Source organism: Pseudomonas sp. 09C 129 (assembly GCF_002843625.1).
Taxonomy (GTDB): domain Bacteria; phylum Pseudomonadota; class Gammaproteobacteria; order Pseudomonadales; family Pseudomonadaceae; genus Aquipseudomonas; species Aquipseudomonas chlororaphis.
The window spans coordinates 844,994-859,019 of the sequence record NZ_CP025261.1 but is presented as its reverse complement, the minus strand read 5'-3'; the positions used below and the strand labels follow the sequence as shown (position 1 = coordinate 859,019).

The following is a 14,026-nucleotide window of genomic DNA, read 5'->3' as shown; positions in this document are numbered from 1 at the left end:
CATGATGATGTCCCTCGGCATGTTCGTATTCAGCCTGGAGACCCTGGCCTACCAGGAGTTCCAGCGCCAGACAGACTGGCGCCACGGCAGCACCTCGCGCATCGGCACAAATCCTGCCCGCCAGTACCTGGGCCGCGGCGACGACAGCATCACCCTACCCGGCGTGCTGTTGCCCGGGCTGGTCGGCAGCCCGCTCAGCCTCGATACGTTGCGCATGATGGCCGACACCGGTAAGGCCTGGCCCCTGATCGAGGGCACCGGCAAGCTCTATGGAATCTGGGTGATTGAGTCCATATCCGAGACGCGGACCATTTTCTTTCGCGACGGTGCGGCACGCCGCATTGAATTCACCATCAAGCTGGTCCGCATCGACGACGGCCGCGTCGACCTCCTCGGCAGCCTCACTGGCACAGTGGGCAACGTCCTGAGGGGAGTGCTATGAGCGTGCTGGAACAGGCAGGAGATCTGCTGAACAGTGCAGCCCAACGCTACCGCGAGGCCACCGCCTATCCCCGGCCGATCTGCCGCGTGGTGGTCAACGGCCGCGACATTACCCTCGATATCGAGCAGCGCCTGGTCAGCATCGAGCTCACCGATAACCGCGGCATGGAAGCGGACCAGCTCGACATCAATCTCAGCGACCACGACGGCCTGCTGGCCATCCCGCCCAAGGGCGCCAGCGTGCGCCTGTGGCTTGGCTGGAGCGATACCGGACTGGTCGATAAAGGCAGTTTCACAGTGGACGAAACCGAGCACAGCGGCGCCCCTGACACGCTCAGTATCCGGGCCCGTAGCGCAGACCTGCGCGGAGGGCTCAAGGTCAAGCGGGAACGCAGCTGGCACAGCACCACGCTCGGCACCGTGATTGGGGCCATCGCCTCCGCTCATGGGCTCGCTCCAGTGGTCAGTGCGGCGCTCGCCGCCCTCGAACTGCTGCACCTGGACCAGGCCAACGAGAGCGACGCCAACCTACTCACGCGCCTTGGCCAGGAGCATGACGCAATCGCGAACATCAAGGCCGGCCGGCTGCTATTCATGAATACTGGAAAGAGCACGACAGCCAGCGGCCTGACACTGCCGCACGTTGTGCTCACCCGCGCAGATGGCGACCAGCACCGTTTTCTCCAGGCCGACCGCGACGCCTACACCGGCGTCAAGGCTTACTACTACGAGGTCAACAGCGCAGCGAAGAAAGAGGCCATTGCCGGCGGCGGCGAGAATCTCAAGGAGCTGCGCCACACTTACGCCGACCAGTCCAGCGCCATTCGAGCCGCCCGCGCCGAGCTCAAGCGCCTACAGCGTGGTACCGCAACCCTCAGCTACACCTTGGCGAAAGGGCGCCCAGATCTGACCCCGGACCAGACCTATAGCCTGTACGGCATCAAGGCCGAGATCGCAGCCATTGTCTGGCTCGGCGGCAACATTCGGCACAGCTTCACGCCGGAATCATTCACCACCAGCCTGGACCTGGAGTCGAAGTTGCCAGACGGTGACGACATCGAACAACTGGCCGAGCACAAGGACAACTACACCGGCATCGTCGCCTGGTACCGCGAGGAGAAGACAGGGGCACAGAAGAAAATCACCGCCGGCGATCAGACCTCGCCGCGGCGCCTCACGCACCTCTACGCCAGCAAGTCCAGCGCACAGCGAGCGGTGGATAGAGAATGGAAGAGGATGCAAGCCAAGAAAGTTTGAGCTCAAAAAAAACCCGGCGCCTGGCCGGGTTTTGTCTATTGTGGAGGCAGTAGCGCATCGAGAAACCGAATAATGTCGCTCTGACTTTGCTCATCAAGCCGCCGGAACATCAACACGATCATCCGTTCGCGCTGATTCAGTTCAAGCTGCTTGAGCTTCTGGGCCTGGTTGGTCTGCACCTCTTTCATCACCGACATGTGTCACTCCATTCAACACGTACGAGCACCCGGCACCAGTTTCGGCGCCGACCAAAGCACCCGGGGAATGAGCGATTTTCAGCATGATTTGGCGTGCCACCAGCCTACGAAAGGAAAATCAGGCACAAATTCACGCGCCACGGCAGAGAGACTGGGCCAGTTGAACGATATTGCTGTAGTCCATTTTCACGCCCGGCAACGCGGGGTCAGGCTTGGTGATGTCCTGGCCATCGGCCCACGAGTGTTCTTTCGCCACACTACGCGCGCTTCCATTCAATGCGTAGATAGTCCCGTCTGAGGTTCTCGCCAGCGCTTTTGGCGACTGTCCCTCACACAACAGGTCAACGGAATCTACCGTGAATGGCCAAGGCCCCTTGTAGTCCTTGCTGGAAATCTTCTGCACTTTCTCATCAGCACCACAACCTGCCATCACCAGCGCTACGGCCAATAGTGCCGGCCTGGAAATCCCTTTAATCATCATCACTCCCTATGGTTTACGGCTGAACGCCTTCAGCAAGCGCATTACCGCACCTTTGTCCTCATCGTCCAGATCCCTGACGCGGCTCACAATCTCAATCTCATCGGTGGCCAGCTCTCGTTCGGCCACCGGCAGACGCTGTCCAGTAACAACGTACAGGACATCCACGCCTGCTGATGCGGAGTGACTCAACAGCAGAGCCCCCGCTTCGCGAGAGCCAGCCTCATAGCTGGCCAGGGTCCGCTTGGAAACCCCAACGAGGCCGGCAAATTGCTCTTGAGTGAGATTGAGACGCTTACGTTCGGACTGAAGGCGCGCACCTATTTCTTCAGAAAGATGCACAAACGTTCCCTCTGCCTATTTACAAATGAACAATCGTGCATCATCCTTCGCATACCACTACACGAACTTGCACGATTCCCCACTATGCACGCCACCTGTATATCCGAGCAAGCCTGCAAAGACGCGCGCAAACGCCTTGAACAGCAAGGCGTCACCGTTAAAGCGTTCGCACTGCAGCACGATCTCCATCCCAGCACTGTCTACGCCGTTCTCCTGGGCCAAAAGAAATGCCTGCGAGGCGAAGCGCACCGGGCGGCCGTCGCGCTCGGCATCAAAGAAGGCGTGGCTGCACAGTAGTGCCGCCGGCTCAAGGAGGAAACGAGAACATGACGCGCTCAATTCTTGAAACACGCCGGCAGGTAGTTCTGGAAGTGATCAATGCCTACCCGGGCGGCCGCGAGTGTGCAGCCGCCCGCCTGGGATACCCGCTCAAGAAGTTTGATAACCACGCATACGAAAACGCCGGACACCGGCCGCTCACCGACGAGCAGCTGCACATGCTCGAGCACGACGCCGGCACAACCTTTCTGCCCGACTTCGTCTGCAGCCTCTACGGCGGCGTCTTCGTACTCATGCCCGGACGGGCCGAGCTGGACAACGTCGAGTTGTACCGCATGGCCCTGGACGCAGACCTGAAAGAGGGCCGCGTCGCCCAGGTGATTGCCAAGGCATTGGCCAACGGCAACATCGACGAGGGCGAGCTGGCCGAGATCGTCGCCGCCCACCGTGCCCATATTGCCGCGCTCCATGCCGAGGTAGGCGCCGTCATCACACTGCACAGGAAGTCCCGGCCATGAGCACACCCAGCAACGGAGGCTACAAGTGCCTGTGCCCGGCCTGCGGTAGCCGTATGCGGATTCGCAACAGCGAAGCGCAGACTCCGAACTTCAAGACCATGTACGGCCAGTGCATGAACATCTTGTGTGGCGCCACCTATACCGGCTCGCTGTCCTGGGACTACGCCTTGAGCCCGTCCGGCATCGACCGCCCCCGCATGGTGCTGCCAATTGCCCCTTCTGTTCAGCGCATGCAAGCGCTGCGCGACAGCCGCCAGAAAACCAACCAGCTCGACCTACTCGATGCCGTGGAGGCCACCGCATGAACACCGCCATGCCACTTACCAGCGAAAAGGATTACCGCTACAGCATGCAGCTGGCGGCCTTGGGTTTTCTGCTGCGCCACCAGGCCGAGCACCTGGGCGACCAGGGCGACCTGTTCGAGCGTGCCACCAACCACCTGGTAAACACCCTTGAGGTGCCTGCCTTCATGGCGGCCGATCTGGTCCACCTCGCCATGGGACAAATGACCGAGGGCAAGGCCTCCCGGTTGTTCCGTCTGGAGGCCGATCCGGCCGGGGCCGCCGGCGGCGGCATAGTCCACCTGGTGGACGTGCTGTCCGGTGATCGCGTCCCGATCCCTCTGCGCATCCTGCCGCATCGATTCCAGGCCTACCTGGCCACCCAATAACCACAAACGCCCAGGCCCACTGTCGTGGGGTTGGGGAAGCTATATCCGCGATTCGAGGTTGTCGTCATGCCAGAAGCCATTGCCATCCAGCTGGACATGCCCAAGCCCGTGGCAGAAGCCCTGCTCACCAGCCTGCGCTGCGAGCTGCGCCGCGGCATGACTGAGCACTGGTACGACGACCGTTACCGGCAGGTGCCGGAGTTCCTGCGCAGCAACCGAATCCTCGACGACCACCCGGCACTGGCCGGGCACAAACGCACGATCGGCGCGCTGAAAGCCGCCCTCGACGCCAACCACTAAGGCCCGCACCGCTATGCAAATGAAAGAGAAAATCAGGGTCGAGGTGCTCAAACGCCTTGAGCGCGACTACGAGCTCAAGCACATGACCGGCACCAATTACATGCGCAAGGGCAAGTGCCCTGCGCACAGTTGCGGCAAGAAGACCCTCTACACCTTCCACGACTCGCCTTGGATGCTGATCTGTGGCCGTCCGGAAAAGTGCGGCCACCGGGTCCACGTCAAGGACATCTACGACGACCTGTTCAACGAATGGAGCAAGACCGCCCCTTCTACCGTGGAGAACCCCACCGCCACGGCTCGCGCCTACCTGGAGTTCGCCAGGGGCTTTCGCTTGGAATTGATCGAGGGTTGGTACAGCCAGGAAACCTACTGGAGCCGTGACCACAATGCCGTCAGCGCTACCGTGCGTTTCGCTCTGGAAAAGGGTGGTTACTGGGAGCGCCTGATCGACCGGCCCGAGCGGTTCGGTAAGCAGAAGGCCCGCTTCAAGCCAGGGGAGAGCTACAAGGGCGTCTGGTGGTGCCCGCCAAGCGTTGACCTGCTGGAGGTGGACGAGCTGTGGATTAACGAGGGCATCTTCGACGCCATCGCCCTGCTGCACCACGACATTACTGCCGTGTCGATGATGTCGAGCGCACCGTTTCCAATCGAGTCACTCAAGGCGCTGATTAAGCTACGCCAGGAAGCCGGCCAGCGCCTGCCAAAACTGGTCTGGGCGCTGGACAACGAGCCCGTTGCCCGGGCTAACGTCCGTCGCTATGCAAAGGAGGCCACCGAGCTGGGCTTCACCTGCGAGGCGGCCATGATTCCGCAGCGCGGCAGGAAGGTGGATTGGAACGACCTGCACCAGCGTTGGACCTTCATCGAAGGGGACGACGAACGCGCCAAGCGTATCCAGAACGACCTCGACGAGGCCCGCCATGAGGGCGCCCTGCTGCTGGCCGATACGGCCGAGGAGAAGGGCCTACTCATGTACGACTGGAAGCCAAAGGCCGAATTCTCCTTTTCATTCAAGAACAAGCTGTATTGGTTCAAGTTCGACCTGGAGAAGTACGACCGCACCATTCGCGAGCTGGAAAGCTCGGATAAGCACGACGACCAGTTGCTCAGCGACCGCCAGCGCCGCGACAAAGCCCTACGCCAGTGCGGCGCCGTGGTCCGCATTGCCAGTTGCTACTTCCAGGCGCTGTATTACATGCGCAACGACGTGACCGACGAGGCCTGGTACTACTTCCGCATCGAGCGTCCAGACGGCCCAGCTATCAAGAGCACTTTTACCGCGCCGCAGCTGACGTCAATGCCTGAGTTCAAGAAGCGTCTGCTCCACGTCTCGAATGGCTCCATGTACACCGGCAACTCCATGCAGTTGGAGCGAATGCTCGAACCTCAGCTCGACCGGCTGAAAACCGTCAACACCATTGACTGGATCGGCTACAGCCGCGAGCACGGGGCCTACGTCTTCAACGATATCGCCATCGCCAACGGCAAGGTCTACAAGCTCAACGAGGAGGACTTTTTCGAAGTTGGCCCACTGAGCATCAAGTCGCAGAGCCAGTCGCCTGTGCTGCAGATCAATACCGACTTGAACAGCTATAACGAGGGCTGGTTCGACGTGTTCTGGCGCTGCTTTGGCGTTCGCGGCACGGTCGTGCTGACCTGGTGGCTGGGCGCGCTACATGCTGAACAGATCCGCCAGCTGCAGAAGTCCTATCTGTTCCTGGAGCTGGTCGGCGAGGCTGGCTCAGGTAAAACCACGCTGGTGGAGTTGCTGTGGAAACTGGTGGGCCGCACTGAGTACGAGGGCTTCGACCCTTCCAAAGCGACCCCGGCCAGCCGGGCGCGCAACTTCGCCCAGGTGGGAAACCTGCCGGTCGTGCTGATCGAGTCAGAGCGTGAACAGAAGGATGGTCAGCCGGTTAAGCACTTCGACTGGGACGAGCTCAAGACCGCCTACAACGGCCGCAGCGTCCGCTCCACCGGCGTCAAGAACAACGGCAACGACACACGCGAGCCGCCTTTCCGGGCCGCCCTGTTGATCGCGCAGAACAACCCGGTCAATGCCTCCGAGCCGATCCTGCAACGCCTTGGCCACGTCCACCTTACACGTGAGCACCAGACGCCGGAAACCAAGCTCCTGGCCGAGCAGCTGGAGCGCATGCCCATCGAGAACCTGAGCGGCTTCCTGATCAAGGCCATGCAGCGCGAGCCGGAGATCGTGAAGCTATTGGACGAGCGCACCTCTGGATACGAGCAGGAGCTGCTCGCTATCCCTGGTATCCGCACCGTGCGTATCGCCAAGAACCACGCTCAGCTGCGCAGCTTGGTCGATGCGCTGGCCCTGGTGGTACCGCTCGGCGCCGAACGCGCCGCCCTGGTGCATGCCGAAATCGCCCACATGGCCGAGGAACGCCAGCAAGCCATCAACGCCGACCACCCGACCGTGCGCGAGTTCTGGGACCTGTTCGAGTTCCTCGACGGTATGGGCGACGGCGACGTCGGCAGCCTCAACCACTCCCGCAAACCCGGTTTCATCGCGGTGAACCTCAACGAGTTTGTCGAGACTGCAGCGAACAAGCGTCAGCAGGTGCCCCCTATTAGCGAGTTGAAGCGGCTGCTCAAGACCAGTAAGGCGCCCAAGTTCCTGGAATCGAATAAGGCCATCAACTCCGCGCGGAAAACCGACGCATTCAGCCCAAACAAAACCGTCCGCTGCTGGCTGTTTCAGCAGGTGTGACACCCCGCCAGGGCGCGGCAACGCCCGGGCATCAACCCCAAGGAGAAGCACCATGCAACGCGACAACGACCACGACGAGTTCCACCAGGACAGCCGGCGCGAAACCCTCGCCACGCTGGCCATCAGCGGCCTGACGCTGGTGGTACTGATCGCCGCCGGCTACCTGACCCCCAACCTGCTGGCCATCGCGGCCCGCTAACCCAAGTGCCCAGGCGCGGCAACGCCTGGGCCAACCCAAGGAGAAGCACCATGCAAACAAACGAACTGAAAGCAGCCATCCGTTTCGACGACTTCTGGACCGTGTTTGGTGCCCAGGGAGTCATCGCCATGGCGTGGTGGCTCGGCGCAGGATTCGCGCAGTCGATCCGGTCGGAGCACCAGAGCTACCCATTTCTGCATATCACTGGTGAACCGGGTAGTGGCAAGACCCTCCTGCAGAGCTATCTGGGGAAATTGCTCGGGGAAGAGTCATTTTCAGCCTGTGCGCCTGAGCACGCCACCCGCGCCGGACGCCTTCGGCTGCTTGCCAAAGCAGGGAATCAGGTCGTTGCCTATGAAGCAACGCGCCTGCCACCACGGGACGAGGATGAGGACCGGTTCGACTGGGACGAGTTGAAGCCTCTCTACTCGAAGGGCACCGCCATCCATTACGGCGGCGCAAGCGGTATGGAGGGAGCCGAATTCAAGGGCGCAGTAACGATCTGCAGCAACGAACAGCTCCAGTGCAGCGAAGCCCTGGAAAGTCGGATTGTGCGCGTCTTTCTGGTTGGCCCCCAGAACTACCTGGAGGCGCCCCAACAGTCTGAAGACCTGCACCAGCTCTCTGCCAAACAGGCTGGCGCTTTCGGGCGTGCTGTGGATCAACAGTCCGATGCGTTGCTCTGGACCTTCAACCAGCAAGCCCCCTTTCACACTAAGGCACTTCTGGAACAGCACTCCGACCAGTTAAGCCCGCGCGCCGCCAAAAACGGTGGGCAAGTGATGGCCCTTGTAGACGTGCTCAGCCTGCTGATCGACCTCACCCGTGAGCAGCGCAAGAGGGTCATGGATCAAATCACGTACAGCGTTTGTTCCTGCTTCGTTCCGTACTGATCGAATCACACGCCCAGGCGCGGCAACGCCTGGGCACCATCCCAAGGAGAAGCACCATGCAGAGTTACTACTACAAATCCGAGGCCCCCGAGGTGGTGGCCATCGTCCAGGAGTTCTACCAGGCGAAAGACCGGCTGAATGAACAGCTGGTCAAGCTGGGCGAAATCTTCGGCGGCAAAGTTGCACCCATGTGCAGTATCGACTCGCACTTCGCCGGCGGCGTGAAGCTGCCCGCCGACCGCGCGCTGGACGTTCACTGGCGTCGACCTGATGAATGGGGGTTTCGCACCCTGCGGAATGAGGCAGTTCTGCCAAAGGGGCTCAGCAAGGAGCAGCGTGCAGGTATCCGCGCTGAGCACGAGAGGCTGCGCGCTCAGTGGAAAGAGCACTGCCCTGAAAGCCTGAGCAGTCACGGCTTCTGGGAGCGCCTCACCATCAACACCGGCAACTTGCTGCTCTGCGGGGGTATCAAGTTCGAGCATCAGGGCGCCGCGTACTTCCACCTCGGATTCAGCATCGACCAGATAGAGCACGAGGAGAATATTGCGGCGGGCAAGCCATCATCCGGATGGATCAGCGGCGCGGTCGAAATCCTACCCCGTGAGTACGAGGCAGCCCGCGTGGCAAAGCTGGGTGAGCGCGCATGAACACGCCAGCACTCAACGATTTGAGCATGGTTCTCGCCTTCGAGGACTTGGCCGACATCAACAGCTGGCCGACCGCACGCAATGAGGCAGGCACCGGCTACGTCGACCCGATTACCCAGGCCCGCTGGGAAGGATTCGAGCTGGCCCACGGCCCGCACGGCGTCCAATCCGCAGGCCAGCAGCTGTACGCGGAAATAAAGAAGTCGAGCAAGTACGCACATCAGGCGAGCTTGGCAAAGAGCCAGGGAGAGTACCCGTTTCAGGTTCGGGTCCTGAACGACCACGGCGGAGAGTATTGCGTCGCCGGCGGACCTGGCAGCCAGTACCGGCTACGCGACGTGAACCTCTATGTCATTTCGGACGGAAGGAAGATTCGTATCAACTGACACCGGCCAAGCCGGAGAAGAAGCGGCGTCTGGGGGCGGCAACCCCCAGACGCCAACCAACCCCAAGGAGAAGCACCATGCAAGCACAAACCCCCGAAGTCAGCACCGAACAGGCTACCACGCCAGCGCCAGAGCTGCGCCTCGTGTCCGTCGAGCAGTTGAAGAAGATCCACCGCGACCTGGACGCCTGCCAGAAGGTCATCTGGCTGGCCGGCTGCCGCCCGCGCGTGCCCAACGGCTTCGCCCCGTCCTACGTCACCGACGCCCAGGATCGACTCAAGGAGATTGAGACTCTACTCGCCGCCTCTATGCCAGCAGCGCTACAGGGGCTAGATGACACTGCGCGCCTCGACTTTATGCTTGAGAAGCATCGCAAGGTAGTGGTCGAACTCATCCCCGGAAAACGCCATGAGGTCTATGTCGAGGAAGGGTTTATGAGCGACAAGCAATACCCCGCAGTTATCCATACCGGAGATTGGGCCAATGGCACGGCCGCCGTGAAAGAGTTGAAGCGTAAGGCAATCGATGCCGCCATCGCAGTCCAGGCTGGCCAGGAGGCGCCCCATGCGTGAACGTCCGACCATGGCCAGCCACCGCCTTGACCTGCCCAGCATCTGCGACATCTGCGGCAAGGCCCGCTCCACCCGCAAGCACACCAGTTGCAGCCGCATCCGCCAACAGCGGAAGAGCGCCGAGTGGGCTACCTACATGGACAACATCGCCGCCAAGAAAGCCCAGGGAGGTCGCCGCCATGCGCGCTAATCAGCGGATCACCTATGGCAGTGTATGCAGCGGTATAGAGGCGGCGTCCTTGGCCTGGGAGTGCCTGGACTTCAAGCCTCGCTGGTTCGCCGAGATCGAGCCCTTCCCCTCTGCCGTGCTGGCACACCGCTGGCCGCAGGTTCCCAACCTGGGTGACATGACCAAGATCGCCCGCGAAGTGCTGCTCGGCAGCACCCATGCACCGTTGATCCTCGTCGGCGGTACCCCATGCCAAGCGTTCAGCGTGGCCGGCATGCGCGCCGGCCTGGCTGATCCTCGCGGCGCCCTGACAATCAAATATGTGGAGTTGGCCGATGCAGTTGACCATGTTCGCCCCGCCGGAGACGAGTGCATCGTCGTCTGGGAAAATGTCCCCGGTGTCCTATCCGACAAAGGCAATGCGTTCGGGTGCTTCCTCGGGGCCCTGGTGGGCGAATCCGATGCGCTCGTCCCGCCAGGGGGAAAATGGACGGACGCTGGTTGTGTGTATGGCCCCCGGAGAGCAGCCGCATGGCGGGTGCTGGATGCCCAATATTTCGGCCTGGCCCAACGACGCCGCCGTGTGTTCGTTGTCGCAAGTGCTCGAGCAAGGTTCGATCCCGCCGCGGTACTTTTTGAGTCCGAAGGCGTGCGCCGGGATACTGCGCCGCGCCGAGGTGAGGGGCAAGACGTTGCCGGTCACGCTCCATTCGGCCCTGCTCTTCAGTGCGGGTGCGGGTACGTCTACGGCTGCAGCCTAGGCGAATACGGCTGCCCAAACTGCGAGGGAGACGAAGGCCCGGGCGTCGAAGTCATGGCTGGCGTGCCAGCGTTCGGGGGCGAGAACCAGAGCAGTCTGTTCCAAGCTGGGGCCTTGACCGCCCACGGCGTGCGCAACGACTTCGCGTCGGAGACGTTCTGCATCACCCCGACGCTGGCAGGCGGCGCGCGCAAGTCTGGCGGTTACAGCCTCGATGACATCCCACTGACTGCCGGCACCCTGCAGGCGAGCGGAAAGGCCGCAGGCAGCGCTACTCAGCAGGATGCCGAGGCCGGGTTGCTGGTGGTGCACGGTACTCAAGACCCAGACATCTGCATTGACCAAGTACACCCTCTTGGCCGTAACAGCGGCCAGGAGAACGCAGTCCTGGTGTTCGATCCGACGCAAATCACCAGCGCCGCCAACCGGAGCAACCCGCGACCAGGCGACCCTTGCCACACCCTTGCCAACGGGCAGCAACCGCCGACGCTTGCTGGCCAGCAGGTACGTCGACTGACCCCGCGCGAGTGCGAGCGCCTGCAGGGCATGCCGGACGACTACACCTTGATTCCCTGGCGCGGCAAGCTCGCCGAGGAATGCCCAGACGGCCCGCGCTACAAGGCTATCGGCAACAGCAAGGCGGTACCGGTGGTGCGCTGGATCGGCCGGCGGATCAAGCAACAACTGGAGGTGGCCCATGGCTGACCTTTTCTACCTTCAAGACAGCCGCAGCAACGTCGGTAGCCGGGCCATGTTCTGGAGGAACGGCGGCGGCTACACCTCCAACCTGGACGAGGCCGAACTCTTCACCAGGGAAAAAGCGGTGCGACAGTACGAGTGCCGCGAAACGGACCTGCCTTGGCCAAAGGCCTATGTCGAAACCCGGACAGAGATTGGCGTCGACAGCCAATACATCACCAAATCGGAAGCCGCTGCGGATCGCAACGAGGACGGCCGCATTTATGTGTCCTTCGTGCACAACTGGGACGGCAACGACCTGGTGTGGATCAGCGGTACCGGCGCGCCGACGTCAAACTTGGAAGAAGCCATTCACCCAGGGGCAGCGGAATCGGAGCATTATCTAAAGCGCGGGTTTGAAGTGTGGCCGTGTGGTTACATCGTCATGCGGTCACGCAACGTTGTCCGCGCCGACCAACTCAATCACAAACAAGCGCTCCGGGGTGCCGCCCTTAAGCTGCCCAAAGTGAAACGCCAGCGGATCCGCCGCTACACCGTCAACTGCGGCGGCTGCGGTCGCTTCCTGAGCGAACGCCAGGTTTACGGTAACTGCCCGAACTGCGGGGAGGGCAATGCGCCATGAGCCGCGTCGTGTTCCTCCAGGGCGGCCGTCGTTGTGGGCGCTCGAAGAGCCTCCTGCCGTTGCTCCAGTACGCCCAGGGCAACGGCTGGAAGGTGGTCCAAACCAACGGCGGACACCTGCGTTTCACCAAGCCAGAGCGTCCGATCATCCATACCAGCAGTACGCCGAGCGATTGGCGTGCTGTTCTCAACGCCTTGGCCATGCTGGCCAGGGCCGACCGCTTCGTTTTCCTGGAGCTTAGCCATCCTAAGCGAGAAGCCGGCCGCGGAGTTTCTCGGCAGAGGTCACCGACCGGCGGCGATACACTGGAGGCCCAGCCATGAGCGGAGCCACCGGCGTGCTCACATTCGAGGATCTCAAACGCATCACCGGCTACGTCCGGCGCGCTGACGTGGAGCGGACCCTGCACGACCAGGGTATCCGCTTGTTCAGGGGCCGCACCGGCCCCTGGACTACCGTGGAACTTATCAACCAGGCCGGCGGGCTACGGCCGGCGCCCCAGGAGCAGTACGGCGTCGAGATTCTATGAGGCAATCCAGGAAGCGAAAGCACAACCCGAACATCCCCACACACATCGACCAGGCCGCTATTCCAGCGGCCGTTTTCTATGACCATCGCGGCAAAGGCACCTGGTATACCCTCGATCGCGACGAGGCCGGCCGGCAGCGCCGGCAGAACATTGCAACGCCGCTGGCCAACCTGTCGGAGCTGCACCGAATCATGGAGGAGCGCGCCGGCATTGATCGTGACAGCCTCCGCTACATGTGCGAGCAGTACCATGAAAGCGCCAGGTTCAAACGGCTCAGCATCAAGAGCAAGGACGACTACGTTTACTCCCGGGGCGTCCTCCTCAAGATTCCCACCAAGCTCAACAAGCCCCTCGGTGACCTTGCCGTTCGCAAGTTCACCCCTGCGCTGATCCAGCGGATCATCGACAGCATTGCCGACGAGGGCACGCCATCAAAGGCAGCCCATGCCCTGCGCTACTTGCGACTCGTCATGCAGTGGGGCCGTAACCGTGGGTTCCTGGACGGCAACCCCGCCCAGGGCATCGAGGCGCCGATTGAGCGCAAACAGCGCCGCCTGCCCTCTCCCGCGGTCATGCAACGCCTGATCGAGCGGGCCAGGGAGCTTGGGCAACTGAAGCGCGGCCAGGCCGGTGCCTGCCCTGCTTATCTCAGCTATGTGATGGAGATTGCCTACCTGTGCCGCCTGCGCGGTATCGAGGTCGTCACCCTGACAGATGCCAACGAGCTGGCCGAGGGCGTACTCACCAACCGGCGCAAGGGTAGCCGTGACAACGTTGTTCACTGGACGCCGCGTCTGCGCGCTGCCTGGGAAGGCGCCAAGGCCTATCGCGCCCTGGTCTGGACACGGCAGAGCACCGCCGTGCCGAACGTACCCGAGAAACGCAACATCATCGTCGCCGCCCATGGGGGCGCACTTCGCAAGTCCAGCTTTGACACGGCATGGCAGCGCTTCATTACTGCCGCACTGAAAGCCGGCATCATCACTCCTGACCAGCGCTTCGCTCTGCACGACCTCAAGCGCCGCGGTATCACAGACACACCTGGTACCAGGGCTGACAAGCAGCTCGCCAGCGGTCACCGCGACGGGTCCATGCTCGACGTCTACGACCTCAGCGTCCCCACAGTCGCCCCGTCTGCCCTCTAACCCCCCGCCAGCCTACGTAACAGACGTGCCGGATACCGCATGGAATCCGGCCTCTGTCGCCCCTCTTACGTAACAAGGATTCCGCTAAGTGGTTGATTTCACTACAGAGAGCAGGGTCCTTGTAATCAGTAGGTCCCGGGTTCGACTCCTGGTGCCGGCACCATACAAGGTTGCAGAGAAGGCTTTCAA

22 protein-coding genes are annotated in these 14,026 nt (G+C 61.9%); 19 read left to right on the top strand and 3 right to left on the bottom strand.

All coding sequences use genetic code 11. From position 1 onward, the window contains the following. Position 1: 1 nt before the first annotated feature. Together CXQ81_RS04015 and CXQ81_RS04010 are read left to right on the top strand one after the other, a co-directional pair. A complete protein-coding gene (locus CXQ81_RS04015; protein WP_101336554.1) occupies positions 2-442 on the top strand; it encodes a phage tail protein in 441 nt (146 codons plus the stop codon). Next, positions 439-1,698: a phage late control D family protein gene (locus CXQ81_RS04010; protein ID WP_101336553.1), complete on the top strand. Its 1,260-nt coding sequence runs from the start codon at positions 439-441 to the stop codon at positions 1,696-1,698. The genes CXQ81_RS04015 and CXQ81_RS04010 overlap by 4 nt, the downstream gene beginning before the upstream one ends. Positions 1,699-1,733: 35 nt before the next feature. Here the strand turns inward: CXQ81_RS04010 and CXQ81_RS30995 are convergent, their stop codons facing one another. The 3 genes from CXQ81_RS30995 to CXQ81_RS04000 all read right to left on the bottom strand — a co-directional run bounded on the left by CXQ81_RS30995 (position 1,734) and on the right by CXQ81_RS04000 (position 2,715). After that, positions 1,734-1,895, bottom strand: a complete 162-nt coding sequence (locus CXQ81_RS30995) for a hypothetical protein (RefSeq protein ID WP_157832234.1) — start codon at positions 1,893-1,895, stop codon at positions 1,734-1,736. A gap of 130 nt (positions 1,896-2,025) precedes the next feature. After that, the gene (locus CXQ81_RS04005) at positions 2,026-2,373 is read right to left on the bottom strand and encodes a DUF2511 domain-containing protein (RefSeq protein ID WP_157832233.1); all 348 of its coding nucleotides are present in this window, start codon (positions 2,371-2,373) and stop codon (positions 2,026-2,028) included. Between the two features lie 9 nt (positions 2,374-2,382). Then, positions 2,383-2,715, bottom strand: a complete 333-nt coding sequence (locus CXQ81_RS04000) for a helix-turn-helix domain-containing protein (protein ID WP_256593453.1) — start codon at positions 2,713-2,715, stop codon at positions 2,383-2,385. Between the two features lie 84 nt (positions 2,716-2,799). On the opposite strand from CXQ81_RS04000, the gene CXQ81_RS03995 reads away from it, so the two are divergent. The 17 genes from CXQ81_RS03995 (at position 2,800) to xerC (ending at position 13,837) form a co-directional block, all read left to right on the top strand. Then, a complete protein-coding gene (locus CXQ81_RS03995; protein ID WP_101336551.1) occupies positions 2,800-3,012 on the top strand; it encodes a hypothetical protein in 213 nt (70 codons plus the stop codon). A 29-nt stretch (positions 3,013-3,041) separates the two neighbouring features. Then, positions 3,042-3,512 (top strand): YmfL family putative regulatory protein, encoded by a 471-nt coding sequence (locus tag CXQ81_RS03990; protein ID WP_101336550.1) that lies wholly within the window; start codon positions 3,042-3,044, stop codon positions 3,510-3,512. Continuing rightward, positions 3,509-3,817: an ogr/Delta-like zinc finger family protein gene (locus CXQ81_RS03985; protein ID WP_101336549.1), complete on the top strand. Its 309-nt coding sequence runs from the start codon at positions 3,509-3,511 to the stop codon at positions 3,815-3,817. Before CXQ81_RS03990 ends, CXQ81_RS03985 begins: the two co-directional genes overlap by 4 nt. Before the next feature lie 8 nt (positions 3,818-3,825). Further along, on the top strand, positions 3,826-4,182 hold the full coding sequence (locus tag CXQ81_RS03980) for a hypothetical protein (RefSeq protein ID WP_157832232.1): 357 nt from the start codon (positions 3,826-3,828) through the stop codon (positions 4,180-4,182). Positions 4,183-4,248: 66 nt separating this feature from the next. Further along, complete coding sequence (locus tag CXQ81_RS03975; RefSeq protein ID WP_101336547.1) at positions 4,249-4,482, top strand: hypothetical protein; 234 nt, start codon at positions 4,249-4,251, stop codon at positions 4,480-4,482. 19 nt (positions 4,483-4,501) lie between these two features. Further along, entirely contained in the window at positions 4,502-7,216 is a 2,715-nt protein-coding gene (locus CXQ81_RS03970; RefSeq protein ID WP_101339376.1) for a toprim domain-containing protein, read from the top strand. 52 nt (positions 7,217-7,268) lie between these two features. Then, on the top strand, positions 7,269-7,415 hold the full coding sequence (locus tag CXQ81_RS31175) for a hypothetical protein (RefSeq protein WP_178081043.1): 147 nt from the start codon (positions 7,269-7,271) through the stop codon (positions 7,413-7,415). A gap of 50 nt (positions 7,416-7,465) precedes the next feature. After that, positions 7,466-8,308: a hypothetical protein gene (locus CXQ81_RS03965; RefSeq protein ID WP_101336546.1), complete on the top strand. Its 843-nt coding sequence runs from the start codon at positions 7,466-7,468 to the stop codon at positions 8,306-8,308. Positions 8,309-8,364: 56 nt separating this feature from the next. Beyond that, complete coding sequence (locus tag CXQ81_RS03960; protein WP_101336545.1) at positions 8,365-8,955, top strand: hypothetical protein; 591 nt, start codon at positions 8,365-8,367, stop codon at positions 8,953-8,955. Continuing rightward, positions 8,952-9,341 (top strand): hypothetical protein, encoded by a 390-nt coding sequence (locus tag CXQ81_RS31335; RefSeq protein ID WP_101336544.1) that lies wholly within the window; start codon positions 8,952-8,954, stop codon positions 9,339-9,341. The genes CXQ81_RS03960 and CXQ81_RS31335 overlap by 4 nt, the downstream gene beginning before the upstream one ends. Positions 9,342-9,418: 77 nt before the next feature. Then, a complete protein-coding gene (locus tag CXQ81_RS03950; RefSeq protein ID WP_101336543.1) occupies positions 9,419-9,913 on the top strand; it encodes a hypothetical protein in 495 nt (164 codons plus the stop codon). Next, positions 9,906-10,103 (top strand): hypothetical protein, encoded by a 198-nt coding sequence (locus tag CXQ81_RS03945; RefSeq protein WP_101336542.1) that lies wholly within the window; start codon positions 9,906-9,908, stop codon positions 10,101-10,103. The genes CXQ81_RS03950 and CXQ81_RS03945 overlap by 8 nt, the downstream gene beginning before the upstream one ends. Then, positions 10,093-11,547: a DNA cytosine methyltransferase gene (locus tag CXQ81_RS03940; protein WP_101336541.1), complete on the top strand. Its 1,455-nt coding sequence runs from the start codon at positions 10,093-10,095 to the stop codon at positions 11,545-11,547. Before CXQ81_RS03945 ends, CXQ81_RS03940 begins: the two co-directional genes overlap by 11 nt. After that, complete coding sequence (locus tag CXQ81_RS03935; protein ID WP_101336540.1) at positions 11,540-12,163, top strand: hypothetical protein; 624 nt, start codon at positions 11,540-11,542, stop codon at positions 12,161-12,163. The genes CXQ81_RS03940 and CXQ81_RS03935 overlap by 8 nt, the downstream gene beginning before the upstream one ends. After that, positions 12,160-12,486 (top strand): hypothetical protein, encoded by a 327-nt coding sequence (locus CXQ81_RS31400; protein ID WP_256593452.1) that lies wholly within the window; start codon positions 12,160-12,162, stop codon positions 12,484-12,486. Before CXQ81_RS03935 ends, CXQ81_RS31400 begins: the two co-directional genes overlap by 4 nt. Continuing rightward, positions 12,483-12,692 (top strand): DUF4224 domain-containing protein, encoded by a 210-nt coding sequence (locus CXQ81_RS03925; RefSeq protein WP_101336539.1) that lies wholly within the window; start codon positions 12,483-12,485, stop codon positions 12,690-12,692. Before CXQ81_RS31400 ends, CXQ81_RS03925 begins: the two co-directional genes overlap by 4 nt. Beyond that, a complete protein-coding gene (xerC, locus tag CXQ81_RS03920) occupies positions 12,689-13,837 on the top strand; it encodes a tyrosine recombinase XerC (RefSeq protein WP_101336538.1) in 1,149 nt (382 codons plus the stop codon). The genes CXQ81_RS03925 and xerC overlap by 4 nt, the downstream gene beginning before the upstream one ends. The last annotated feature ends 189 nt before the right edge of the window (positions 13,838-14,026 follow it).